Below are 23935 nucleotides of genomic sequence, written 5' to 3'. Positions count from 1 at the left end.
CGTCGGGCTCAGCCGCGAACGCGCAGCACGGAGCGGCCGCCGTAGCGGGCCTGCTTGCCCAGCTCCTGCTCGATGCGGATGAGCTGGTTGTACTTGGCGGTGCGGTCCGCGCGCGACAGCGAGCCGGTCTTGATCTGCCCGCAGTTGGTGGCGACAGCCAGGTCCGCGATGGTCGCGTCCTCCGTCTCACCGGAGCGGTGCGACATGACGGCCGTGTAGCCCGCCTTGTGCGCCATCTCCACCGCGGCCATGACCTCCGACAGCGTGCCAATCTGGTTGACCTTCACCAGGATGGAGTTGGCGATGCCGTTCTTGATGCCGTCCGACAGGCGCTTGACGTTGGTGACGAACAGGTCGTCGCCGACGATCTGCACCTTCGAGCCGATGCGGTCCGTGAGCAGCTTCCAGCCGGCCATGTCGTCCTCGGCCAGGCCGTCCTCGATGGAGACGATGGGGTACTTCGCCACCAGGCTCTCCAGGTACTTCACGTGCTCTTCCACGGAGCGCTTCTTGCCCTCGCCCTCGTAGTCGTAGACGCCGTCCTTGTAGAACTCGCTGGCGGCGCAGTCGAGCGCCAGGGCGATGTCCTCGTTCGGCTTGTAGCCGGCCTTCTCGATGGACTTCATGATGAAGTCCAGCGCGGCCTCGGCGGACGTCAGGTTGGGGGCGAAGCCGCCCTCGTCACCGACGTTGGTGCCGAAGCCCGCTTCCGACAGGCCCTTCTTCAGCGTGTGGAAGACCTCGGCGCCCATGCGCACCGCCTCGGCGAGCGACTTCGCGCCGACGGGCATGATCATGAACTCCTGGAAGTCGATGGCGTTGTCCGCGTGCGCGCCGCCGTTGATGATGTTCATCATCGGCACGGGCAGGAGGCTGGCGGAGACGCCTCCCACGTAGCGGTAGAGCGGCAGCCCGCGCGCGGCGGCGGCGGCCTTGGCCACGGCCAGCGACACGCCGAGGATGGCGTTCGCCCCCAGCTTGCCCTTGTTGGGCGTGCCGTCGAGCGCAATCATCGTCTCGTCGATTTCGAGCTGCGACTCCGCGTTGAGGCCGCGGACCGCCTTGAACAGCTCGTTGTTCACCGCCGCGACGGCCTTCTGCACGCCCTTGCCGAGGTAGCGGCGCTTGTCGCCATCCCGCAGCTCCACGGCCTCGTGCGTACCGACGGAGGCGCCGGAGGGAACGGCGGCGCGACCGCGGATGCCGTTCTCCAGGATGACGTCGACTTCGACAGTGGGATTGCCGCGACTGTCGATTATCTCACGGCCTACGACACCGACGATTGTAGTCATCGCGCCTTCGTAGCGAAGGGTCCCCAGTGCGTCAAGGAGACAGGGCCCCGAGCGTCCGCCTCAGGCGCTCCGGGCCTCGCGCTCCGCGTGGTACTGCTCGATGGAGAGGTTGCGCACGCGGGAGCGACGTCCCTCCTCGTTGTGCACGTAGCCCACGCTGGCCACGTACGGCTCGATGACGCGAAGCTTCTGCAGCGGCGTCACGATGAGCAGCTGCAGGTCCAGCCGGCGGAACAGCTCCAGGCCGTACGCCGCGGACTCGTCCGAGCCCCGGCCGAAGGCCTCGTCGATGACCACGAAGCGGAACGAGCGCGAGCGCGTCTCGCCCCACTGCAGACCGAACTGGTAGGCGAGGCTCGCGGCCAGCACCGTGTACGCGAGCTTCTCCTTCTGTCCGCCCGACTTGCCGCCCGAGTCCGCGTAGTGCTCGTGCTCCTGGTCGTCCGCGCGCCAGCGCTCGGAGGCGGAGAAGCTGAACCAGTTGCGCACGTCCGTGACGCGCCCGGTCCACTTCGCGTCCGCGTCCGCGGAGCCTTCACGGCCCCGGAAGCGCTCGATGATGCGCTTGACGTCCAGGAACTTCTGCTCGGAGTAGGCGTCCTCCTCCGCGCCGCCGAGCGTGCCCTCGATGCAGGCGCGCAGGTCCTGCTGGAACTCGCGGATGTCCGCGTCCTGGGTGGGCGACAGCTCCAGGACGATGTAGCGGTCCGGGTTGTAGTCGATGGCCCTCAGCGAGCGGTTGATGGTGTCCACCCGCTCGCGGATGCCGTGCCGCTCCCGGTGCAGCTGCGCCTGGAAGTTGGCCACCTCACGGATGGTGTTCTCGTTGAGCAGGCGCTTGAAGCGCTCCTCGAAGCGAGGCAGGTCGTCCGCGCGCAGCGAGTGGAGCAGCGCCACGTACTCCCCGGCCGCCTCCAGGCTCGCGCCCAGCTCCTGCGTCTCCACCGGGAACTCCGCGCGGTAGGCCTGCATCGCGGACAACAGCGCGTCGCGCACCCGCTCCAGCTTGCGCGCCTCGCCGTCGATGCGCGACTGGAGCCGCTCGCGCACCTGACGCTCGCGCTCGTCGCACGCCTCCGCTTCCAGCAGGAGCTCGCCCTGCCCCTCCGCGCACAGCTCGGCCACGCGCGGGAAGCAGGCCCGGATGGGCTCGGGGGTCTCGCTCGCCGTGCGCTGACACGTCGCCAGCGTCCGCCGAGCCGCCTCCTCCTTCTCATCCTGCCGTCCCTGACGCTTCTCCACCGCCTTCAGCGCGGTGTCCGTCGCCGCCAGCTCCTTCTCGATGGCGGCGAGCTGACGCTCGAAGCCCCGCAGCACGTCGGACTCGCCCTCCAGCTCGCCCAGCCGCGCCTCCCGGCGCTGGATGTCGCTGGCCACCGAGCGCCAGTCCAGCTCCCGGAAGTTGTCGAACACCGCGAGCTGCCCCAGTTGCTCGGCCCGCTGACTCAGCCGCGCGTGGCGCTGCTCCTGGGCCTCCCACTTCGCCGAGGCCGCCTGGAGGCGCGTCTCCAGGGCCTTGCCCTCCGACTCCAGCGACTGGCGCTTGGAGTCGTTCGTCCAGCCGAGCACCCACTGCGAGCGGTCATCGATGCGCCGCCGGTCGTCCTTCAGGTGTCGCTCGCCGCCCGTCTTCACCTGCCCCGAGCGGGACAGGGCCTGACGCGCGCGCTGGAACTGCTCCGGCGTTTCGCAGCACGTGTAGTCGAACTGCCGCGCGAGCTGCGCCAAGAGCCATCCGCCCATGTGCGAGCCGGGCTTGATGAGCAGCTTGCCGGGGAGCGAATCGGGGCGAGGCTCCTGGGGCCTCGCGAGCCCGTCCTCACGGACGCGGTAGTAGACCAGCCGCTCGTTCAAGTGGGTGCGCTCCACCCACTGGCTCACGCGGGGATAGTCCGCGTCCGCCACCAGCAGCGAGGTGCCCAGCGAGTACAGCACGCGCTCGATGGCGCCCGTCCAATCGCGCGCCTCGTCACGCACGCGCAGCAGCTCACCGGCGAACGGGAGCGCCTCCTCGGACAGCCCCAGGTCCGCGCACAGCCGGGCGCGCAGGTGGAGGAAGCGCGCGGGGATGTTCGAGCGCTGACGGCGCAGCGACTCCAGCTCCACGGCCACGGCCTCGTGCGACTTCTTCAAATCGCGCAGCGCCATGCCCAGCTCGGTGCGCGACTCCTGCACCTCGGCCAGCTCGCGCGCCGCCGCCTCGCGCTGGAGCTGGATGGCGCGGGTGTTGGACAGGAAGAGGTCCAGGTCCGTGGCCGCGGGCAACCCCACCGACTGGGCCATCCGCGCGTAGCGGTCCGACTTCAGCGCGCGCTCGTCCCGCTCGCGGCGCCGCTGGGTCAGCTCCGCCTTCTCCGTCTCCAGCCGGTCTCCCCCGTTGGAGGAGATGGCCTGCCGCAGCCCGTCGCGCTCCGTGCCCTGCCGCTCGCGCTGCTCGCGAAGCGCTTCCGCCTCCGCGCGCAGCTTCTCGCGCTCGTCGCGCACGCTGGCCAGCCGCTCCTCGAACAGCCGCGCCTTCTGCTCGGAGAACCAGGGTCGGAGCGCCTCCCGACACAGCCGGAGCGCTTCGAGCTCCCGCGCCAGGACCGCGTGGCGCTCGTGGTCCGCCACCAGCGGCTCCAGCCGGCTCACCCTCCGCTTCGCCTGGAGCACGGCCTCGTGCGCGCGGTGCAAATCGTCGAAGTGGCCGATGAGCGCCGACAGCCGCGTCTCCACGTCGAAGGGCGGCAGCATGTGGTGGCGCACGAAGTCCGTCAGGTTGCCCACCGACTTCATCGACACCGTCTGGAGGAACAGGTCCAGCGCCTGCTCGTTCTCCAGGCCGAAGCGCCGGCGGAACGCGGCCTGATACGGCGGGAAGGTCTCATGCACCTCGCGCGCGAGCGACTTGAGGCGCTTCTTCAGCGCGTTCAGGTCCGAGCCGATGCGCGAGAAGTGCTCGGCGATGGAGAGCTTCCCGTCCGCCACGACATAAAGCCGCACCGGCTGGCCCTCCGGCTCCCGCATCCACATCACCTGCACGAGCGTGACGTCCTGCCCGTAGCCCTCGTTGTGGAAGTGCGCCAGCAGCACCGAGTACGTCGGCGCGTCACGCAGGTAGACGGGCCGCGCGACCTGCCCCGCGTCGCCGCGCTCGGACTTGTACTGGCCGCGCACGTACGAGCGCAGGTTGCGCTCCTTCGCCTCCGCGCCCGCCGCCTTGTTGTAGGCCAGCTTCTGCGGCGGGACGAAGAGCGTCACCAGCCCGTCCACCAGCGTCGACTTGCCCGAGCCGATGTCTCCCGTGAGCAGCCCGCTCTCCCCATGCAGGTCCAGGTGCCAGACGTGCTGGTGGAAGGTGCCCCAGTTGTAGACCTCGAAGCGGTGGAGCCGAAACCCCGCGCGCTCGTTGGGCGCGCCGATGTCCAGCAGGTCCGCCTGGGTGAGGGTTCGCACCGTGCTCATTCCGCGCCTCCTTGTTCCTCGACGAGCCGGACGCGGTACGCCTCCAGCCGCCGTTCGAAGTCCTCCAACCACTGCGCGTCGATGAACGCCTTGAGGATGCGACGCACCTCGAAGGTGTCCTCCTCCTCGCCCAGCCGGCGCACGAAGCCCATGCCCACCGCGCGCTCCAGGTCCTGATTCACGCGCTCCGCCCAGCGCACCTCGTTGGTGCCCTCCGGGAGGAACAGCCGCACCAGCTCGTGCACCTCGTGGCGCCGCAGCACCAGCCGCGTGCCCCCCGCCGCCGCGTCCACGTCCGCCAGCTTCTTGCGCAGCAGCGCGAGCAACAGGCTCAGCCCGTAGCCCAGCTGCCTTCTCGCCACGAGCCGGGGCAGTTCCACGCCGCCCTCCGACTCCGAGCGCTGGCGCAGGAACGCGTAGCCCTCCGGCTCGTCGAGCACGAGCTTCAAGCCCAGCACGGCCAGCTGCTCGCGCACCTTCGGCTGGAGCTGGAGCAGGGCCTGCCACACCCCCGCGTGCTCGTCGCGGTACACCGCGCCCTTCAGGAGCGAGACGAGCACGACGGACAGGGTGTCGGCGGCATCGGCGGTACGAATCGCGGGGGTCATCATCGGATGAAGAGCACCAGGGGAAGGGAGGCGCGGCGGGTGGCGCCGCTCGCATCGGTCCAGAAGAGGTCCTGCGTGCGCGCGTCGTCGACCGAGGCCTTGCGGTCCTCCGACGCGAGGCTCAGGTACGTGACGAGCTCGGCCAGCCCGTGCTGGAGCGGATGCTCGCGCACCAACTCCGCGAGCGAGACCTGCTCGCGCGCCTGCAGCGCCTCACGCACGTTGAGCCGCAGCCGCGCCTTGTCGATGAACGCGAGGTTGAACAGCGCCTCCGACGGCACGTCGTCGGTCGCCTCCTTCACCTCCTCGTCCGCCATCCGCGCGCGGGCGGGCGGGCCATACAAGGGCCGCTCCAGCGGGAGCTCGAGCGTGGGCGCCAGCTCCTCCAACGACATGAAGCCCTCGCCCGGAGGACGCGAGCGCACCGCCAGCGCGTTGCGTTCGATTCCGCGCAGCACCTGGAGGATGCGGCGGTTCTCCAACCACACACGGTCATCCAGGAAGCGGCGCAGCTGTCCGGACAGTCGCGCCACGGTGCGCTGGGTGTGCTCGCCGGCCTCCAGCCAGTCGAAGTGGATGCGCGGCAGGCGCGCGTCCGGCTGGAGGGATTGAATCGCCGGATGCGACAGCACGCGCTCCAGGTTGCGGGTGAGCGCCTCCTTGCGCTCGGGCGACATGAGGAAGTCCCAGAACGCGCGGAAGCTGCGCCCCTGGTCCGAGCCGTTGATGGCGTCGCGCTCCCCCAGCACCGTCTCCAACAGCTCGCCACGCGTCCCCTCCCATGTGGCGATGCGCTCGCGCACCCGACGGTCCAGCGCGTGGAAGCCGTCCTCCAGCGCGCGGAAGTCGGACATCAGGCCGCGCGCCGTGTCGGACATCTGCTGGAAGCGGTCCTTGAGCGCGGACTCGTCCATCAACTCCAGATGGCCCTCGCGCACGCGGGCTATCTCCTCCTCGAGCTCCGCCTTGCGCTTCTCCAGCTCCGCGAGCCGCGCCTTCGGGTCCACCTCGGTGCCCTCGGTCATCTCCTGGAGCAGGTGGAAGACGGTGAGCAGCCGCGACTCGGTCCCCACGAAGGGCTGCTCGGTGAGCTGGACGAGCCACCGGATGGCGCGCTCCGCCGCGGGCGTCAAATCGAAGTGCGGCTCGTCCATCTCGGGTGGATAGAACTTGCGAAGCCAGCCGGTGCCGTCGGCCGCCCACTCATCGAGATAGGCGCTCGCCGAGCGCGGGAACGCGGCCGCGCCCCGCTGCTCGCGCAGGGCGTGCAGGTGGTCCTCCAGCCGCAGCACCAGCTCCCGCTGGGCGATGGCGCGTGCGTTGGATGCGACGAACACCCGGTGCAGGAAGCCGACGATGAGCGGCGCGTGGTCCGCGACGAGCAACCGCCAGCCGGGGTGTTTCAGACGCAAGGTCTCGAGCGTCGTGAAGTCCATGACGCATCATCCATACACCCCACCTCTGACATGCCCGGGTGACGTCAGGGGATGGCTGGATTGAGGGCGCCTGGATGCCCTGCCTGGTTGGCTGCCCACTCGGGCACCGACGTGCGCGCACGGGCCGCAGTCGGCGCGATGACAGACGCCACGCATTCACCGGACACGTGGCGCGCCAGGCTGGCAGGATGGCGACCATGAACAAGCTCGCGACGACAGGCTGGCTGCTGGGCGCGCTGCTGTGGGGCGCGTGTGGTTCGGACGACGTGAAGCGGGAGCCGTGCGTCGAGCGCACCGTCTTCGCGCGCTCGCCGACGGGCGACTGCACGGCCTACGCGTCCAGCTGCGACATCCCCGCGGGCTACCGCGAGTGCTGCGGCGGCTTCCTGGGAGGCTGCACGGCCTCTGGAGAGGATGCGCGCTGCGTCGACGACCCCACCGACTCCTGCACTCCCGGCGCGGGCGGCGCGGACTGTCCGGGCGTCTGCGAATAACCCTGGCCTCGACCTGGACAGACTCCAGATTTCCACGCGTTTCCAGCATTGGTTGTCTCCGCGCGATTGGGCATAGTGGCCGACGCATGTCGGCCCTCGCTCCCTCCGCGCGCCCTCGCCGTCCGTGGCTTCGCTTCCTGCTGCGTCAGACCATCATCGGGCTGACCCGAATGTCCGGAGTGCTCGCCGGCGCCGCCGAGCGGCTGCGCTGGGTGCGCCTGCGCCACACGTGGCTCAAGCCCAGGCCGGGCGACATCTACATCGCCACCAGCCCCAAGGCGGGGACGACGTGGATGCAGATGATCGTCTACCAGCTCGTCACGCAGGGGCGCGGTGAGTTCGAGCACATCAACCAGGTCTCGCCCTTCCTGGAGCAGCTGGTCCGCGACGCGAAGGCGGAGGCGCTGCTGGACGGGCTGCCGTCGCCGCGCATCATCAAGACGCACCTGCCCTACTCGCAGCTCAAGCCGCCCCGGGACAGCCGCATCCTGTACGTGACGCGCAACGCGGCCGACTCGCTCAAGTCGCTCTACCACCACCACTACCTGGTGGAGGACACGCCGCTCGACTTCAACCGCTTCTTCCGCGTGGTGATGGACCTGGATGACCCGTGGCTCACGCATCTGGAGTCCTGGTGGCCGCACCGCGCGGACCCCAACGTGCTCCACGTGCGCTACGAGGACCTGGTCCAGGACCTGGAGGGGGGCGTGCGGCGCGTGGCCGCCTTCTGCGGGCTGCCCATCGACGAGTCCCGGATGGGCGACATCCTGGAGCGCTGCGGCATCGCCTACATGAAGCAGCACACCCAGCGCTTCGACAACCTGGGCCCCCGGGCCGCGGCGCTGGCGCGGGGCACGTTCATCCACCAGGGGGGCGTGGGCCAGGGACGCGCGATGCTCGACGAGGCGCAGCGCGCCGAGCTGGACGCGCGGGTGGATTCGGCCCGTCAGCGCCTGGGCATGCGGGGCACCGGGCCCTGACGCGGGTGGTCGCCTACACGTCCGGCTTGGACGGCTCCTTGCCCTTCTGCTTGTTGTTCTTCCAGCCCCACGTGGAGCTCCACATCCCCGGCCCCGTGAAGAGCACCGTGACGAGCGTCATCACCGCCGCGCCGATGAGGATTTCCCAGATCATGTCCTCGCCTCCTTCCACTTCCACAACCTGACGCCTCGCGCCCGGGTCGGCACGGCGGAGGTCCGGTTCCACCCCTCGCCGCTTCGTGAGCCGAGTCGCCCCGTGAGCCCGCTGCCCCGGAGACCGGGCAGGCACGCGGTTTCCTGGAACACCTCGCGTGACGCGGCAAACTAGCAGCTCGCGTCACGAGTGCAATCGTGCACGGACAGCGTCCGCGCGGGCGCGGAGTGGTAGTGTGCACGGCCGCATGCCTCACCTGTCCACTCGCGGTGCACGGCCCCTGGCGTACGTCGGGGCGTTGGGTCCTTCCTTCCTCCGCGCACGGCTGGTGTGGGGACTGTTCGTCGGACTGCTCGGTTGTGACGGGCGCCCGCCTCCGGACCTCCCGGGCGCCGAGTGCCCCTCGGGGCCGTGCGGCAACGGCGATGGGGAGGCCATCCGCCCCGAGGGCAGCGTGCGCATCGCGGCGTACAACGTCCATCGCCTGTTCGACACCGTCTGCGACTCGGGTCGGTGTGGGGGCACGGAGTACGAGGAGCTGCCCACGCGCGACGAGTTCGACGCGCAGGTGGCCCGGCTCTCCGGCGCCATCGGGCTGCTGGACGCGGACGTGGTGCTGCTGGCGGAGGTGGAGACGCAGGCGGGGCTGGACGCGCTCCAGGCGCGGCTGCCGGAGTTCCCTCACGCGGTGCTGGGTGAGATTCACGAGCCGGCCAGCGTGGACGTGGGGGTGCTCTCCGCGTTCCCCATCACCTCGGTCGTCACGCACCGGCACCGCGCGCTGACGCGGCCGGACGGCTCGTCCACGCGCTTCGCTCGCGAGTTCCTGGAGGTGCACCTGGACGTGAACGGCAAGGAGGTCATCGTCTTCGCGGCGCACTTCAAGGCGAAGTCGAACGATGACCCGGGCCGCCGTTACGCGGAGGCCAGCGCCGCCCGGGACATCGTCACGCAGGCGGCGGCGCGCGCGCCCCGCTCGCTGGTGGTGATGGGCGGGGACCTCAACGACACGCCGGGCTCGGCGCCCATCGACGCGCTGGAGCAGGACGGGATGCTCAAGCGCGTGGCGAAGGACCGGCCGGACGACCAGACGTGGACGTACAACTACTCCGGTCGCAAGCAGGCCATCGACCACCTGTTCGTGGCCAACAACGCGGCCGGCACGTACGTGCCGGGCTCGTTCCGCGCGGTCCGGGACGGCAGCGGCTACGGCGGCTCGGACCACGCCGCCGTGAAGGCCGACTTCATGCCGGGGCCCTGACGCTCAGCTCGCGGCGGGGATGGCCTGGATGTCGAGCTCGATGTCGACCTTCTCGCCGACGAGCCACCCGCCGTTGTCGAGCGTCTTGTTCCAGCGGATGCCGTAGTCGGAGCGGTTGATGGTGGCGCGCGCCGTGTAGATGAGGCGCGTGCTGCCCCACGGGTCCTTCGACGTGGCGGTGTGGCGCGCCTCGAAGACGACGGGCTGGGTGACGTTGCGGATGGACAGCTCGCCGGACAGGCGGAAGCTGGCGCCGCCGGTGGGCTCCACGTGGGTGCTGCGGAAGGTGAGCTTCGGCGCGGCCTCCGCGTCGAGGAAGTCCGGCGAGCGCAGGTGCGCGTCGCGCTCCGGCGCGCCCGTGTAGATGCTGGCCGTGTCCGCGGAGACTTCGACCTCGCCCCGCGTGGGCTGCTCGGGGTCCACGCGCAGCGAGCCGGAGATGCGCTCGAAGCGGCCGTGCACGCGCGCCACCACCATGTGGCGGGCGATGAAGAGCACGGTGGAATGTGCGGGGTCGATGTTCCAGGAGGTCACGGGCATGAGGGGGAGCTCGTCGGTACGAATCGAGGGGGAGTGTCGGGTGAGCGGGTCACGGCCGACACAGCCATCCTACGCCAATCACAGCCGCTGTCAGGCCCCGCGCCGAGGAGTCGTCCACCGCGCGTCACCACGAGCACAGGCGGTGAGAATCTTCGTCGCCGGGGTGTCTGGCCGTACGGGTCCGACACGCAACCAAGCCCTACTAACGGTCCTAAGGTAGCAACCTCCGGGAAACCGGTGACGCGAAGCAGCCCGTGTCTCTCCGAGAGACGTGCCGCGTGCCCACTGCCGCGAGTCCCGCGGTAAGAGCGACCGTAAAGCCAAGCAAGGCCCGTCCACTCGGACGCCCCGGCGACGTCATGAAACACCCGGAGAACGGCGCTGGCATTTTGCCAAGCCGCCTTCCCGGAGGGATTCTGGAAACACGGTCTCGTGAGGGGGAGACCCGACCGCCGGCTGGCGGCTCCTCACGCGCGTCCGCTTCTTCCAGGAGCCACAGTCCCGCATGCGGATCGCCGTCATCTCCACGTACACGCACCCCACCCGTCTGCGCATCAAGGAACCCTCCATCATGCAGTCGGCCGTGCCGGAGCTCATCGCCGGCCTGTGCCCGGAGCATGCCGAGGTGGAGATCTTCAACGAGAAGGAGGTCGACCTCCCCATGGACCGTCACTGGGACCTGGTCTTCTTCTCGTACCTGCACTCCTACTACGAGCACACCAAGGTGCTCTCCACGCTCTTCCGCCAGCGCGGGATGACCACCGTCGCGGGAGGCCGGCACGCCAACCACTTCCCCGACGACGCACAGGCGCACTTCGACGCCGTCATCACCGGCGAGCCGGAGTCCAACGTCCCCGCGCTCATCGCGGACTTCGAACAGGGCCGGCTCCAGAAGCGCTACGCCCTGCCCTCCTCGGGCCCCACCGCCATCCGCCCGTATCGCTACGAGCTCATCGACTTCGAGCACAACAAGGTCCGCCTGCCCGGCATCGAGGCGTCCCGCGGCTGCCCGTTCCGCTGCAACTTCTGCGTCCTCACCGGCCACGAGCGCTACCGCTACCGCCCCGTCGCCCAGGTCCTCGACGAAATCCAGACACGCATGCGCTGGAACCCCAACTACCTGGGATTGATGAAGGACGCCTTCATCTTCCTCGACAACAACCTGGGCGGCTCCCCCAAGTACCTGCGCGAGCTGTGCGAGGCGCTCATCCCCCTGAAGAAGACCTGGGGCTGCGCCCTCACCTTCAACGTCCTCAAGGACGAATCCCTGGTCAAGCTGATGGCCAAGGCCGGCTGCCGCTACGTCTACACCGGTCTGGAGTCCCTCAACCCCGAGTCCATCAAGGCGATGAACAAGGGCCAGAACACGCTCTCCGAAGTGGACGCCGTCATCCGCCGCGTCTTCTCCTCCGGAATCCTCCTGTCCTTCGGCCTCATCGTCGGCTCCGACGGCGACACCAACGAGTACCTGGAGAAGCTGCCCATGTACCTCTCGGACCTGGGCTACTTCTCCGTCACCTTCCTCGGCATCGTCTGCCCCTATCCGGAGACGCCCTTCTTCCGCGAGCTCCAGGCCGAGAACCGCCTGCTGCCGGGCACCGTCAGCCGCGACTACGACGGCTACACCCTCTGCCACCGGCCGAAGAACCTGCACCCCTCCGAGGTCGTCGAGCACTTCCACCGGCTCTGCGGCCAGCTGGGCAGCCTGCCCAACCTCGCGAGGCACTACTGGTCCAAGCTGACCTTGAGCAACCTGCCCCGCTACAAGCAGGTCATCACCTTCTCCGGGCCGGAGATCCTCAGCATCCGCAACCCGCTGAAGAACCCCGCCCGGCGCTACATCGCGGGGCTCGACGCACTCGAGGACTGGGACACGCGGCAGATGGCGGCGCTGGGCCTGAAGCCTCAGCAGCTCACCTGACGCTCACCCGCCGGGGGTGGCGCCTCCACCCCGGGCGACATCCCCAGCTCGGCCTCCAGCCGGTCCAGCCGGCGCAGCTCCGCCTTCGCGCCAATGGACTCGAAGATGGCGCGCGCCCGGGCCAGGAACTCGGCGCGCCGGTGCGGCAGCGCCACCGCCGCGTCGTGGTACGCCACGCCCGTCTCCCACCGGTTCGGCGTGTCCTCCAGCGTCTTGATGGCGCGCAGGAACAGCGACTCGGCCGCCTTGCCGCCCTTCTTCAGCGCCAGCGCGCGGGCCGACACGCGCAAGGCCGGGCCCTTCATGTACGGATAGCGCCACGCGAGCAGCCGCGCCTTGAACAGACACCGGCGGACGATGGCCCACAGCGTCTGGCGCGGCACCGCCTGCGCCCCCTGCTCCAGCGCGAACAGCGCGCCCTCCGCCGCGTCCACGAGGCCAATCTGGAGGAACGGCACGAGCACGTGGTAGCGCCACAGCGCCTCGTCCGCGCGCACCGCCATCAGCCCCGCCTCCTCCACCTGGTGCTCGCGCACCGTCACGTTGACCAGATGGTTGAGGCTGGCGCACTGGTTGGCCAGGTCCTGCACCTCGATGCTGATGCGCAGCCCCTGCTCCAGCTCCGCGCACAGCTCGCCCACCTCGCCCTCGCCGCGCAGGTAGCGACACATGGGCACCCACGAGTGCGCCCAGCCCTGGTGCATGAGCGCGTGCAGCTCCTCGCCCATCTTCCCCATCTCGACGTACGCGGCCTCCGCGCCCTCGAAGCGCGAGGCGAGGAACTGGCTGGAGCCCAGCATCATCAGCCCCGTCTGCACCTCCCACATGTCGCGCACCTGGCGCAAGAGCGCCATGGACTGCTCGGCGTACTGGGTGGCCTCCGCCTGCTTGTTGCTGAAGATGGACAGCGTGGCCAGGCGCGACAGCGCGATGCCCTCCGCCGAAGGGTCTCTCGCCTGCCGCGCGTAGCTCAGCGCCCGCTGACACCAGCGCTTCGACAACCCGAGGAAGCCCGAGCCGAAGAGCAGCGAGCCGTAGTAGCTGCTCGCCAGGCTCAGCCCCCGCTCCCCCTTCGAGCGCTCCGCCATGATGGTGGCCACCATGGTCGCCCACGTGAGCTTCGCCAGGTCCTTGAAGTAGTAGATCTTGATGAGCGAGACGAGCGTGGACAGCTGCTTGAGGTACAGCGGCAGCCGAGGCCCCAGCGGCCGGGCGAGGAAGGGGAACAGGCCGTAGAGCAGGTGCAGCCCGAAGGCCAGGAGCGTGCGCAGCGCCAGTGAGAACAGGTTGCGCGGCATGGGACGCCCCATCAAGTCCATGGCGCGCTCCAGCTCCTGGATGGCGCGCTTGGACTCGCCCTTCTCCTGGTGGGCGCGGCCCAGGCCCAGGTGCAGCTCCGCACGGCGCGGGTCCTGGTCCTCGTCCGCCAGGCACTGCTCGAACATGTGGATGGCGCCCGCGTAGTTGCCCGCCTGCAAGAGCGTCTCCGCCAGCTCCTGCATCACCCGGCGCGTCTTGAGCAGCACCTCGTCCGGGTCCAACGCCTGGGTGATGGCGAGGATCTCGATGGCCTTGTTGTAGTGGTGGACGGCGTCGTCGTTCGCGTACTGCGAGCGAGCGCCGCGCGCCGCCATCAGCGTGTACTCCAGGCCCTTCACCTCGTCGTTCCCGGCGAGGAAGTGGAACGCCAGGATGCCCGCGGACGGCGCGGTGTTCTCCCCCGCGCGCGCCTCCAGGAAGAGCGCCAGGCGCCGGTGCAGGTCCTCGCGCGAGGACACCATCAGCGTGTTGTACGCGGCGTCGCGGATGACGATGTGCTTGAAGATGCACGTGAAGGGCTCCTCCACCTCCAGGAGGATGAGCCCCAGGTGCGTCAGCGTGTCGATGGCCTCGCGGATGCGCTGGCGAGGCACCGAGCCAGGGGCCAGCGCCGCCACGGCGTCCAGCGTGAAGATGCGGCCGATGACGGACGCGACCTTCACCACCAGCTTCTCCGTCTCGCTGAGCAGGTCGATGCGCCCGAGCACCACGTCCTGGATGGAGTCCGGCAGCACCAGCGTCTGCAGGCCGCGCTTGAGCTCGCGCCGCGCCGCGCCCGGCGACACCGGCCCCAGGTAGCCGCCCTCCACCATGCCCTGGACGATGGACTCCGCGAAGAACGGGTTGCCCTGCACCTTGGAGAGCAGCAGGTCCTCCAGCGCGGTGTCCGGCGGCTCCATGCGCAGGTGCACGCGCAAGAGCGCCCGCGTGTCCTCGTCATCCAGGCTGGAGACGTCGAGCTTGCGCAGGTACGGCAGGTGCTCCAGGCCGCGCAGCTGCTCTCCGGGCCGCATCGTCACCAGCAGCGTCAGGCGCAGGGGCGCGAGCCGGGCGGCGACGTACTCGATGAGGTCGACGGAGATGTTGTCCGCCCAGTGCAGGTCCTCGAAGAAGAGCAGGAGCGGCGTCTTGCGCGCGTGCTTCTCCAGGAGCTGGAAGATGATGTGGAAGACCTTCTGGTTCTTGTGGCGCGCGTCCAGCCCCGAGGTGGCCGCGTCCTCCGCCACGCTCAGGCCCAGGATGTGCGCCATCACCGGCGTCCACTCCGGCCCCACGTCCTCCAGGCTGTCGAGCCCCTGCCGCACCCGGAGCAGCTGCGCGTCCACGTCATCGCCCTCGTGCAGGCCGAACAGCTGCACGAGCACCTCCTTCCAGGGGAAGAAGGGCGTGAACATCTCGTACGAGTAGCAGATGCCGTACAGGCTGCGCGCGCCGCGCGACTCGGCCTCCTCCACCACCCGGGCGCCCAGGCGCGACTTGCCGATGCCCGCCTCGCCGGACACCACGCACAGCCGCCCCGCGCCCTGGAGCGACTCCTCCACCGCGGCCTGCAGCTGCCCCAGCTCGCGCCGCCGGCCGACGATGCCGCCCCGCCCCTTCACAAAGAGGCTGCGGCGCACCTCGCCCTTGAGCCGGAAGATGGGCACCGCGCGGGTGACGCCCTTGAGCGTGGCGTCCTCGACGAACTCCGTGGCGAAGCCGCCCTGCTGCAGCTTGCGCTCCGTCTGCGCGTCGATGTGGATGCCCACCCCGTCCGCGTACGTCATCAGCCGCGCGGCCAGGTTCACCACCTCGCCCAGCGCCGAGTAGCCCTTGCGCCAGGGCGAGCCCATGTCGCCGAAGTACGCGTGCCCCGTGGCGATGCCGATCTGCAGCTCGCGCACGTAGGGGTGGGCCTCGCGCTCGCGCACCAGCTTGCACGCGAGCCGGCTGGCCAGCACCTCCTTGTTCTGCTGGGCGGTGGGCGCGCCGAACAGGACGTAGAGCACGTTGCCCTTGTCCGTGAAGTCCGTCATCAGGAGCACGCCGCCGTGGTGCGCGCTCTCGCGCTGGACGTACTCGTAGAAGGCGTTCAGCTCGCGGGTGAAGGCCTCCACCTCGGACGGCCCGTGGTCCGTCTTGAAGCGCAGGAAGAAGCAGGTGAGGTCGCGGAAGTCACCGCCCAGCTCCTGGTGCGCGGTGGTGATGCGCGTGAAGAGCACCGGATGCAGGAGCAGGGCGCAGCGGCCCACCAGCTCCTCGCCGCCCGGCGCGTCGGACACCGGCGGGGGCCGCGCCTCCAGCGGCACCGAGGGCTCCAGGCGGTAGGCGCCGTCGCACTCCTCGCCCACGCGCGCCAGGTCCGGCAAGAGCGTCCAGGCCTCCGGACTCAGCAGCACCTCGCCCACCCGGGCCCGCTTCTCGGCGGCCACCGCCTGCTCCAGCGGACGGCCGACGAGCGCCGGGTGCATCCACATGCCCGTCGTCCCCAGGACGATGCGGTGCGACTCGCCCACGCCGATGCCGATGCGCGACGACACGCCGAAGCGCTGCCCCAACAGCTCCAGCCGGGAGAAAGGAGCGAGCCTGCGCTGCACGTCCAGCGCGCACCGGGCCGCGCGCGCCACCGCCTCCGCGTCGCCCTCGTCGGAGGCGGGCTCGAAGCAGGCGAGGATGGAGTCACCGGCGAACTGGTAGATGTCGCCGCCGTGCGCCTTCACGACGTCGATCATCTCCGTGTAGTAGCCGCGCAAGAGGCGCTGGAGCGCGTCGATGCCGCGAGGCCCTTCATTGCTCAGGCGCACGACGATGGGCGTGAAGCCCGCGATGTCCAGCACCAGGATGGCGCCGCGCACCGACTCCACCGGCGGCAGCGCGTGCGCCTCCGTGTCCTCCAGCCTGCGAATCAGGGCGCCGGGGATGTAGGGCCGGAGCGAGGACAGCACCAGGTCGATGTCGGCCGACGACATGCTGGCGCCCTCAGCCCAACGTCCTGAAGCGAATCCACATCGCCGCCACGCCCACCCCGGCGTAGAGGAACGTCTCCAGCGTCTCCGACAACGGCTGCGCCTTCCTCAACGCCCCCCACGCGTGCACCACCACCATGGCCGCGCACACCCAGCCGATGAGCTCGAAGAGCGCCGGCTGGCTTCGCGGGTCCGGGATGTAGCGCATCACCGTGAGGATGATGGCCAGCGCCACCCCGCCCAGGCACCGGCCGAAGTACACCGTCAGGTCCGTGTTGCCCTGCATGGGCGCCCAGCCCAACCAGCGAGACCAACGCAGCGGCATCAGGAGGAGCGGCAGGGCGAACACCAACAGGAAGAACGTCGTCGAGACGGCCAGGAACCAACTTGCCAGCGGGTATTCGGCACTGATCATGTCGACGCACGAGGAACGACGCGGAAACCGGGTCTTCAGCGTGGAGCGGCAGTGCCCCCGGCTCCCCATCCTAGTCGGTTTTCACCCGGCTTCGAGCACCCTCGAAACAGACGAGGATTCCTGGGTTTCCAAGCTCAGGGAGCAGGAGGGCGGGCGGGCTCGAGGACGGCGGCGCGGAGGAACTCGGCGACTCGCTCCAGGGAGTCGGTGCGCTCCAGGCCGGAGGGGAAGCGGCGGAACTCATCGGGCGAGCCGAAGAGGATGATGGGCTTGTCGTAGCGGACGCACAGCACGGCCTCGGCCGCGGTGCCGGCGCCTCCGGGCAGGGCCACCAGGGCGTGGGGGGTGAGGACGTTGATGTGGTTGCGGCTGAGTGGATCCGTCCCCTGCTCACCGCTCAAGGGCAGGTGGGTGTAGATGGCGAGCTCGACGCGCGGGTTGGGGTAGCCCTGGCGCGGGACGTATTCGCCGTCCTTCACCGTGCCGGGGACGATGCCGATGGAGATGCCCCGCCGGCCCACCACCTGGACGAACGCATCCGCCGCCGCGCGCATGACGCCGCTGCCCGCGCCGGTGAGCAGGTCGAACCCCGCCTCGGCGATCCACCGCGCCAACGGAATGACGCGCTCCAGGTGCTCCTGCCGCCCCGAGCCGAACACGCCGATGATCCGCCGTTCCTTTCTCATGACTGGTTTGCTCCTTCCCGCGGATGTGACCGGCCCGACCCCCAGCTTCTTCCATGTGCGTCCCACGCATCCGGCGCAACCGTTCAGTGCGGCACAGAGTCCGCGTCCGCCGTTCACCGATGGAAGGATCCACCCTCCGACAGAGCCCGAAATGACGCTTGCAGGACGCGGCGCGCCCAGGGGTGCTCCGCGCCCCAGCGCCCTGGCCTGTCAGACCCCCTCCGTAACCTGCTTCACGTCAAGCCTGGAGGTGGCCGTGTTCGACACCTGTGGTGGATGTGAGCGACGTGGTGGCCCCGGTGAAATCTTCGACTGGTGCGCCAACTGTGAGCTGTCCCTGTGCCCGCGCTGCATGGAGCGAGGGTGCTGTGACGAGTACCCCGCGGAGTCGGGGCGTGGCGCGCCGAGGTTGTTGCCGGACCCGCCGGAGGACGACGCCCTTCCCCTGCCCGAGCACTTCGGTGGGCGGTGCTGCTCCAGTGCCCGCGCGGTGGCGTGCTCGTGCGCGTTCCATTGGGTCTGCGAGCGGCACGGCGACCAGCACATCGGCACGCACGACTGAGGGTGTCAGGGGTTGCTGGCGCGGAGGTCCACGGGGCCCTCGCTCGGCAGTTCGACGGTGAAGCGGGCGCCCTCGCCCTGGATGCTCTGTGCGTGGACCTGTCCGCCGAGCGCCGCGACGATTTCGCGGACGATGAAGAGGCCCAGGCCCAGGCCCCCGTATTCGCGTGACGACACGGCGCGCTCGAAGCGGCCGAAGATGTGAGGCAGTCGCTCGGCGGGGATGCCGATGCCCTGGTCGATGACGTCCAGGTGGACGCGGCCCTCGGCATGCGCCAGTCGCACCTCGATGGGGCTGCCGGCGCCGAACTTGAGGGCGTTGGACAACAGGTTCGTCACCACCTGCTCCAGGCGGACGCGGTCCCATCGGCCGATGCAGTCCGGGGACAGGCTCAAGGAGATGGGCGACTGGGAGCGCTGGATGGCGTCCCGCATGCCTTCGGTCACGTCGCGCACCACGGAGGCCAGGTCCACCGGCTCCAGCGTCAGGTGGAGGCGGCCCGTCTGGATTCGGGAGACATCGAGCAGCTCGTCGACCAGGTGCGCCAGTCGCCGGGTCTGCGCCTGGGTCGTCCTGGAGGCGCGCTGGACGGCGTCGCGCGTGGGCACCTCGCTCCGGGCGAGTCCCTGCACGGAGAGCTGGAGCGCGGTGATGGGGGTGTAGAGCTCGTGCGCGGCGATGGAGAGGAACTCGTCGCGCAGGCGGATGGCGTCCTGGGACTCGTGGTACAGCCGCGCGTTGTCCAGGGCGATGGCCGCGCGGCGCGCCAGGTCCTGCGCGAGCTCCACGTCCGGGGGCCCGTAGCGTTTGCCCGGCACCGAGGACACGAGCGAGATGACGCCCAGCATCCGCCCCCGGGCGATGAGCGGCACCGCGAGGAAGGAGCGGGCCTTCAGCGCGCGGATGAGCGCGACATGCGCCTCGTCGCGGCACAACCGCTCCAGGACTTCGTCGGTGATGACGGGGATGAGCAGCGGCTCGCGACTCTTCAGCACGGCGATGGCGGGCTGGGACGAGTCCCAGTCGGGTGTGTAGAACGACTGCAGGTCGCGAGCGATGCGCTCGTGTCCCGGGTCGGCGTGCGCGGTGGAGAGCCGGCGGATGGCGCCCGAGGGCTCCACCACGTCGATGGCGCAGAGCGTGGAGAGCGAGGACACGCACAGGCGCGCCAGCCGGGACAGCGTCGCTTCGAAGTCCAGCGCCTCGGCCAGCACCACGCTGCTCTCGGCGAGGAAGCGCACGGCCTCCTCCGCGCGCCGGCGCTCCTCGAACAGGAGGCTGTTCTCCAGCGAGATGGCCATCTGCGAGGACAACAACTGGAGCACGCGCACCCGGTCCGGGGTGAAGGCGTGGGTGGCCAGGTTGTTCTCCAAATAGAGGACGCCCATGGTGCGCGCGTGGCGGCGGATGGGCACCACCAGGGCGGACTTCACGCGCTGCCGCGCCACGTAGGCATCCGACACGAAGCGCCCCTGGTGCACGGCGTCCCCGAGCACCACCGCGTCCCCGGTGCGGAAGGCGTGCGCCAGGAGCGACTCGGGCACCAGCGTCGAACCCACGAGGGGAAGCTGGGGCCGCGAGAGGGGCTCCCCCACTCCGCCCACCGCCGTGAGCACCAGCGCGCCCTGCTCGTCCAACACCAGCGCGCCGCGCTGCGCGCCCGCCACCTCCAGGCATACCGCCATCAACTTCTCGAGCAGCCGCTCCAGGGCGACCTCGCCCGACAGGGATTGCGCCGCCTTGAGGATGCTGAGCAGGTCGAGTGACGCGCCCCGGAAGTCGTCGCCCGTGGGCGTGACGGTCTGGTCCCACAGGCCGGACTCCTGCACCTGGAGGTCGGGGAACTCCTCCTGCAACGCGGACACCACGGCCTTGGCGCCCCAGCGGGCGAAGCCCTCCCGCGCGGCGCGCAGGTAGAGCGAGGCCACGCGCTTGCGGCCCAGCGCGCCGTACAGCCGCCCCGCGAGCACGTTCGCGAGCGCCTCGTCGTGGGGATGGCCGTCCTCGCGTGCTCGGTCGATGGCCTCGTCGAAGAGCTCGGCGGCCTCGGTGAAGTGGCCTTCGAGGCGGGCACGCTCGGCGCAGAGCAGCAGGTAGCGGTGGAGGAAGTTCTCCGGACAGTTCGTCGACCAGTGGCGGAACTGGCTCCAGGCGCGCTCGACGAGGGACCGACGCTCGTCGAGTGAGGCCAGGGCGCCGTTGCCCGCCGCGTGCACCAGCCCGCTGAAGAAGGCGTGCTCGGTGACGGTGAAGAGCGACGGCATGAAGCGCAGGTGGGGCTCGGCGGCGCGGAGCATCTCCCGCGCGCCCGACAGGTCTCCGAGCAGATAGGACGTCTGGAGCCGGAGGATGAAGAACTGCCCGAGGATGGTGGGGTCCCCCTGGGCCTTCTCGAGGAACGCACGCGTGTCGAACGTCGAATCGTCGTAGCCCGCGCGCTCGCGGGTCCGCCCCTGGAGGCAGCGCACGGCCTGACGCAGCGCGAGCTGGAGGTCCGCCATGGCGCGCTGTCCGCTCTTCTGGTCGAACGCGAGCGCCGACTCGCTCTCCGCGTGGACGCGGTCCAGTTCGGCGCCCATCCGCAAGCGCGTGAAGCTGAGGCTCGCCAGCAAGTATGCGACGTACTGCGGCTCACCGCTCTCGAGCCCCGCGGAGATGCCCCGGCGCAGAAGCGGGATGGACGAGCGCAGGGGCTCGCGCCAGTGGCGCATGTAGAAGAGGAACGCTGCGAGCACACGGCACTCCTCGCGCGGCTCGTCGAAGCGGCGGCTCAGCTCCATGCCCAGGTGGCTGAAGGGGTGGCCCGCGGCGTAGTCGCCTCGGGACTCGCCGAAGACGAGGCCGAAGCACACGTACGCGAAGGCGGAGTACACGCTGTTGCCGTGGCGCAGCGTGAGGCCCACCATGCGCGTGTAGATGAACGAGAACATCGGCGGGTCCGAGAACCAGGCCGCGATGCCCGCGTTCATCAACAGCCGCATGCAGCCGCGCTCCAACTCCGCGTCCATGCGCGGCGCGGACAGGAGCGCCTCCTCAGAGCGGTCCTTCCACAGGGCCTCCACCTGGGGGAGCTCCGCGCGGAAGGCCTCGGTCGCATCACCCTCCGGCAGCTCCACGCCGAACAAGCGGAGCCCCTCGCGCGCGTGCCGGAGCGCGGCTTCGTGGTCCCTGGCGAAGATGCTCGCGTTCATCCGCAGGACGTAGAGGTCCACCTTCTCCAGCGGCGTGCGCGCGTGCGCCATCGCCGCGTCGATGAGGCGCTCGGACAACAGGCGGTCTGCGGTGAGCTGCGCGCACTCGGCCGCGTCCCGGTGGAGCTGGAGCATCTGCTCGGTCCGGGTCGACCAGGCGTCCTCGGGCAGCAGGGCGCGAGCACGCATGAAGTACGCCAGCGCCGCCTCGAAGGCGGAGGCATCACGCACCTTGCGTCCCGCGCGCAGGTTGAGCTCGGCGAGCCACGTGCGCTCGTTCGTGTCGCGCACCACGTCGCCGCCCAGGTGGTAGTGGTCCACCACCTCGCACACGCGCGACTCGTTCTCCGTGCCCCGCGCATCGGCCCAGAGATGGCGGGCGATGGCGCGATGCACGGCGGCCCGCTCGGCCTCGGACAGGAGTGAGTACGCGGCATGCCTGACGCGGTCATGCGCGAAGCGATACGTGGCTTGATTCACCGACATGAGGCTGGCCGACTGTTGGGACGGGAAGCGAGGGCCACGCCCCTCCGGGACGAGGAGCCCCGCGCGCAGGGCGCTCCAGAGCGCTCCCGCCGTGTCCTCCAGGGGCGCCTCCACCACGCGCGCCAGCAACCACAGGTCCACCTGCCCTCGCATGCACGCGGCCACCGTCAACAGTCGCTGCGTCGACGCCGGCAGTCGACGGATGGAGTCGAGCATCAGCTCCACGACATTGTCGGTGACCTCGGCTTGCGCGATCCGCTCCAGCTCCCAGTGCCACGTCCCCGACTCCAGGTCGTACGTGAGCAGCCCCGTGCGATGCAGGTGCCGCAGGAAGTGGCCCACGGAGAAGGGATTGCCAGCGGTCTTCTCGAGCACGAGCCTCGCGAGTGGCTCGACGTGCGCCGCGTCGCACTTCAGCGCGTCCGCGCACAGCGCCGTCAACGCAGGCAGGTCCAAGGGCCCCAGCTCCAGCAGGAGCGGCGAGCACCCCACGGCGCAGAGCGCCGTCCGCCAGCGCTCCAGGGGATGCGTGGGCCCCCACTCGCCCGAACGCCAGGCGCCGAGGACCAGCAGGTGGTGCAGCTCCGAGTCCGTCGACAATCGTGAGAGCAGCTCCAGCGTGGCCGCGTCCGCCCACTGGAGGTCGTCGAGGAAGAGCACCAGGGGCTGCTCGGCGGTGGCCAGGTCGCGGAGGAAGGACTGGAGCATCAGCAGGAAGCGGCTCCCGGCCTCACGCGGCCCCAGCGCGACGACGGGGGGCTGTTCGCCGATGAGTCGCTCCAGCTCGGGCACGAGCTCGGTGAGCATGCGCCCGTGGTTTCCGAGGGACTTCTGCAGGCGCAGTCGCCACGCCTCCACGCCTTCGGGCGGCAGTTCGAGGACGCTCACCACGAGCCCGCGCACGGCCTCCATCAGCGACGCATAGGGCGTCTGCCCTCGCAGCTCGGGAGACCTGCCCGCGAGGAAGTGGCCCGCGCCCACGCGCTCGCGCAGGACGTTGGCCAGGGACGACTTGCCGCTCCCGGAGGCTCCGGCGAGCAACACCCACTCGCGAGAGCCCGCGCGGGCGCGCTCCAGGGCGGCATCCAGGAGGGCCAGTTCACGCTCGCGGCCGTAGAGCTTGTCGGGCAGGCCCAGCTCGCGCGCGAGGTCGTGGCGGCCCAGCTCGAAGGTGATGGGCGTGCCGGGACCGCGCCAGCGTCGCTGGATTTCCCGCAGGTCTGCGACGAGGGCCTCGGCGCTCTGGTAGCGCTCCTCGGGGGACTTCGCGAGCAGGCGGAGCACGACGTCGGAGAGGATGCTCGGGAGCGAGGGGTTCCGGTCGGCGGGAGGAATGGGAGGCTGTGCCAGGAGCGCATGCACGAGCTGCGCGGCATCGGCCGAGAGGAAGGGCGCCTCGCCCGTGAGCATCTCGTAGAAGGTCGCGCCCAGCGCATAGAGGTCCGCGCGGTGGTCCACGCGCCGGCCCATCCTCCCGGTCTGCTCGGGGGCGATGTAGCGCAGCGTGCCCTCGAAGCCGCCCGGAACACCGGCGCTGCGCACGAGGCCCTGCACGCTGGTGGCCAGGTCGAAGTCGATCATCACCAGTCGGCGACCGCTGGCCGCCACGACGAGGTTGGCGGGGTTGAGGTCACGGTGGATGACGTGCCGCCGATGCAGGGCGCCCAGGGTGGTCGCCACGTCCAGGGCCAGTTCGAGGAAGAGGTCCACCTCGAGCGGTCCTCGTCGCAGCAGGTCCCGGAGGTCATTGGGGCCGGCATCCTCGAGGACGAGGGCCAGGTGGCCCGACAGCTCTTCGAGGCCGATGACGTCGACCACCCCGTCGAGGTCGGACAGCTCGCGGAGCATCACGTGTTCGTGGCGCAGCATTCCGGCGCTGCTCTCCGCCAGCGGGCCTTCGCGGACGACCTTGAGCACCCGAGCGCCGCCGTCGGGAGTCCAGGCACGGAGCACGTCATACCGGTGGCCCCGGTAGATTCTCCGAGCGTCTTGCAAGCCGGGCAGCTCGAGCATCATGCCCCCCTCGGCGACGACCCTACTCGTAAGCTGTAACGGACGATGCGGGCGAGGACCTGTCCAGAGGGGCGGGCCTCCTCCCGCTCGGACGTCAACAGCACACACGCCCGCCCTACCGGATTCGCGCGGCCCCGGAGGTGGACACGTCGAGTAGTGAGCGGCGTCAGCGACCGCGGGTAAGGTG

15 protein-coding genes are annotated in these 23935 nt (G+C 70.1%); 5 read left to right on the top strand and 10 right to left on the bottom strand.

The window, feature by feature from the left end; translation table 11 throughout:
* Nucleotides 1-8: 8 nt before the first annotated feature.
* The 4 genes from eno to K8640_RS38485 are packed head-to-tail and all read right to left on the bottom strand — an operon-like array spanning nucleotide 9 to nucleotide 6780.
* Complete coding sequence (gene eno, locus K8640_RS38500; RefSeq protein ID WP_223751653.1) at nucleotides 9-1292, bottom strand: phosphopyruvate hydratase; 1284 nt, start codon at nucleotides 1290-1292, stop codon at nucleotides 9-11.
* A gap of 60 nt (nucleotides 1293-1352) precedes the next feature.
* Nucleotides 1353-4736, bottom strand: coding sequence for an ATP-binding protein (locus tag K8640_RS38495; RefSeq protein ID WP_223751652.1), 3384 nt, complete (start codon nucleotides 4734-4736; stop codon nucleotides 1353-1355).
* Entirely contained in the window at nucleotides 4733-5347 is a 615-nt protein-coding gene (locus K8640_RS38490; RefSeq protein WP_223751651.1) for a DUF4194 domain-containing protein, read from the bottom strand. Before K8640_RS38490 ends, K8640_RS38495 begins: the two co-directional genes overlap by 4 nt.
* Nucleotides 5344-6780: a DUF3375 domain-containing protein gene (locus tag K8640_RS38485; protein WP_223751650.1), complete on the bottom strand. Its 1437-nt coding sequence runs from the start codon at nucleotides 6778-6780 to the stop codon at nucleotides 5344-5346. Before K8640_RS38485 ends, K8640_RS38490 begins: the two co-directional genes overlap by 4 nt.
* A 197-nt stretch (nucleotides 6781-6977) precedes the next feature.
* Here K8640_RS38485 and K8640_RS38480 point away from each other — a divergent pair, with 197 nt between their 5' ends.
* Nucleotides 6978-7274, top strand: a complete 297-nt coding sequence (locus K8640_RS38480) for a hypothetical protein (RefSeq protein WP_223751649.1) — start codon at nucleotides 6978-6980, stop codon at nucleotides 7272-7274.
* 86 nt (nucleotides 7275-7360) lie between these two features.
* The gene (locus tag K8640_RS38475; RefSeq protein WP_223751648.1) at nucleotides 7361-8254 is read left to right on the top strand and encodes a sulfotransferase domain-containing protein; all 894 of its coding nucleotides are present in this window, start codon (nucleotides 7361-7363) and stop codon (nucleotides 8252-8254) included.
* A 13-nt stretch (nucleotides 8255-8267) separates the two neighbouring features.
* On the opposite strand, the gene K8640_RS38470 is transcribed toward K8640_RS38475, so the two are convergent.
* Entirely contained in the window at nucleotides 8268-8408 is a 141-nt protein-coding gene (locus tag K8640_RS38470; RefSeq protein WP_223751647.1) for a hypothetical protein, read from the bottom strand.
* 298 nt (nucleotides 8409-8706) lie between these two features.
* Between K8640_RS38470 and K8640_RS38465 the strand changes: the two genes are divergently transcribed.
* Nucleotides 8707-9669 carry an endonuclease/exonuclease/phosphatase family protein gene (locus K8640_RS38465; RefSeq protein WP_223751646.1) on the top strand — a complete coding sequence of 321 codons (963 nt, stop codon included), beginning with the start codon at nucleotides 8707-8709 and terminating at the stop codon, nucleotides 9667-9669.
* Between the two features lie 3 nt (nucleotides 9670-9672).
* Here K8640_RS38465 and K8640_RS38460 read toward each other — a convergent pair whose 3' ends face one another.
* Nucleotides 9673-10209 (bottom strand): YceI family protein, encoded by a 537-nt coding sequence (locus tag K8640_RS38460; RefSeq protein WP_223751645.1) that lies wholly within the window; start codon nucleotides 10207-10209, stop codon nucleotides 9673-9675.
* A gap of 505 nt (nucleotides 10210-10714) precedes the next feature.
* Here K8640_RS38460 and K8640_RS38455 point away from each other — a divergent pair.
* Nucleotides 10715-12130, top strand: coding sequence for a radical SAM protein (locus K8640_RS38455; protein ID WP_305070713.1), 1416 nt, complete (start codon nucleotides 10715-10717; stop codon nucleotides 12128-12130).
* Here the strand turns inward: K8640_RS38455 and K8640_RS38450 are convergent.
* The 3 genes from K8640_RS38450 to K8640_RS38440 all read right to left on the bottom strand — a co-directional run bounded on the left by K8640_RS38450 (nucleotide 12115) and on the right by K8640_RS38440 (nucleotide 17496).
* Nucleotides 12115-16398 (bottom strand): AAA family ATPase, encoded by a 4284-nt coding sequence (locus K8640_RS38450; protein WP_223751644.1) that lies wholly within the window; start codon nucleotides 16396-16398, stop codon nucleotides 12115-12117. The two genes, K8640_RS38455 and K8640_RS38450, sit on opposite strands and share 16 nt — an antisense overlap.
* Before the next feature lie 10 nt (nucleotides 16399-16408).
* On the bottom strand, nucleotides 16409-16810 hold the full coding sequence (locus tag K8640_RS38445; RefSeq protein WP_046714650.1) for a hypothetical protein: 402 nt from the start codon (nucleotides 16808-16810) through the stop codon (nucleotides 16409-16411).
* Between the two features lie 134 nt (nucleotides 16811-16944).
* On the bottom strand, nucleotides 16945-17496 hold the full coding sequence (locus tag K8640_RS38440) for a molybdenum cofactor carrier protein (RefSeq protein ID WP_223751643.1): 552 nt from the start codon (nucleotides 17494-17496) through the stop codon (nucleotides 16945-16947).
* A gap of 256 nt (nucleotides 17497-17752) precedes the next feature.
* On the opposite strand from K8640_RS38440, the gene K8640_RS38435 reads away from it, so the two are divergent.
* Complete coding sequence (locus K8640_RS38435) at nucleotides 17753-18058, top strand: hypothetical protein (RefSeq protein WP_141324330.1); 306 nt, start codon at nucleotides 17753-17755, stop codon at nucleotides 18056-18058.
* A gap of 5 nt (nucleotides 18059-18063) precedes the next feature.
* Here K8640_RS38435 and K8640_RS38430 read toward each other — a convergent pair whose 3' ends face one another.
* The gene (locus K8640_RS38430; RefSeq protein ID WP_223751642.1) at nucleotides 18064-23751 is read right to left on the bottom strand and encodes an ATP-binding sensor histidine kinase; all 5688 of its coding nucleotides are present in this window, start codon (nucleotides 23749-23751) and stop codon (nucleotides 18064-18066) included.
* Nucleotides 23752-23935: the final 184 nt, after the last annotated feature.

The sequence above is a fragment of the Myxococcus sp. XM-1-1-1 genome (genome assembly GCF_020037095.1).
Lineage (GTDB): Bacteria > Myxococcota > Myxococcia > Myxococcales > Myxococcaceae > Myxococcus > Myxococcus fulvus.
This window is presented reverse-complemented; position numbering and strand designations above follow the sequence as displayed.

Bases quoted from the DNA above. Each gene is read 5' to 3' on its own strand.
- K8640_RS38450 (WP_223751644.1), bottom strand. From the start codon at position 16,398: ATGTCGTCGGCCGACATCGACCTGGTGCTGTCCTCGCTCCGGCCCTAC.
- K8640_RS38460 (WP_223751645.1), bottom strand. From the start codon at position 10,209: ATGCCCGTGACCTCCTGGAACATCGACCCCGCACATTCCACCGTGCTC.
- K8640_RS38485 (WP_223751650.1), bottom strand. From the start codon at position 6,780: ATGGACTTCACGACGCTCGAGACCTTGCGTCTGAAACACCCCGGCTGG.
- K8640_RS38490 (WP_223751651.1), bottom strand. From the start codon at position 5,347: ATGATGACCCCCGCGATTCGTACCGCCGATGCCGCCGACACCCTGTCC.
- K8640_RS38440 (WP_223751643.1), bottom strand. From the start codon at position 17,496: ATGAGAAAGGAACGGCGGATCATCGGCGTGTTCGGCTCGGGGCGGCAG.
- K8640_RS38430 (WP_223751642.1), bottom strand. From the start codon at position 23,751: ATGATGCTCGAGCTGCCCGGCTTGCAAGACGCTCGGAGAATCTACCGG.
- K8640_RS38455 (WP_305070713.1), top strand. From the start codon at position 10,715: ATGCGGATCGCCGTCATCTCCACGTACACGCACCCCACCCGTCTGCGC.
- eno (WP_223751653.1), bottom strand. From the start codon at position 1,292: ATGACTACAATCGTCGGTGTCGTAGGCCGTGAGATAATCGACAGTCGC.
- K8640_RS38475 (WP_223751648.1), top strand. From the start codon at position 7,361: ATGTCGGCCCTCGCTCCCTCCGCGCGCCCTCGCCGTCCGTGGCTTCGC.
- K8640_RS38470 (WP_223751647.1), bottom strand. From the start codon at position 8,408: ATGATCTGGGAAATCCTCATCGGCGCGGCGGTGATGACGCTCGTCACG.
- K8640_RS38480 (WP_223751649.1), top strand. From the start codon at position 6,978: ATGAACAAGCTCGCGACGACAGGCTGGCTGCTGGGCGCGCTGCTGTGG.
- K8640_RS38445 (WP_046714650.1), bottom strand. From the start codon at position 16,810: ATGATCAGTGCCGAATACCCGCTGGCAAGTTGGTTCCTGGCCGTCTCG.
- K8640_RS38495 (WP_223751652.1), bottom strand. From the start codon at position 4,736: ATGAGCACGGTGCGAACCCTCACCCAGGCGGACCTGCTGGACATCGGC.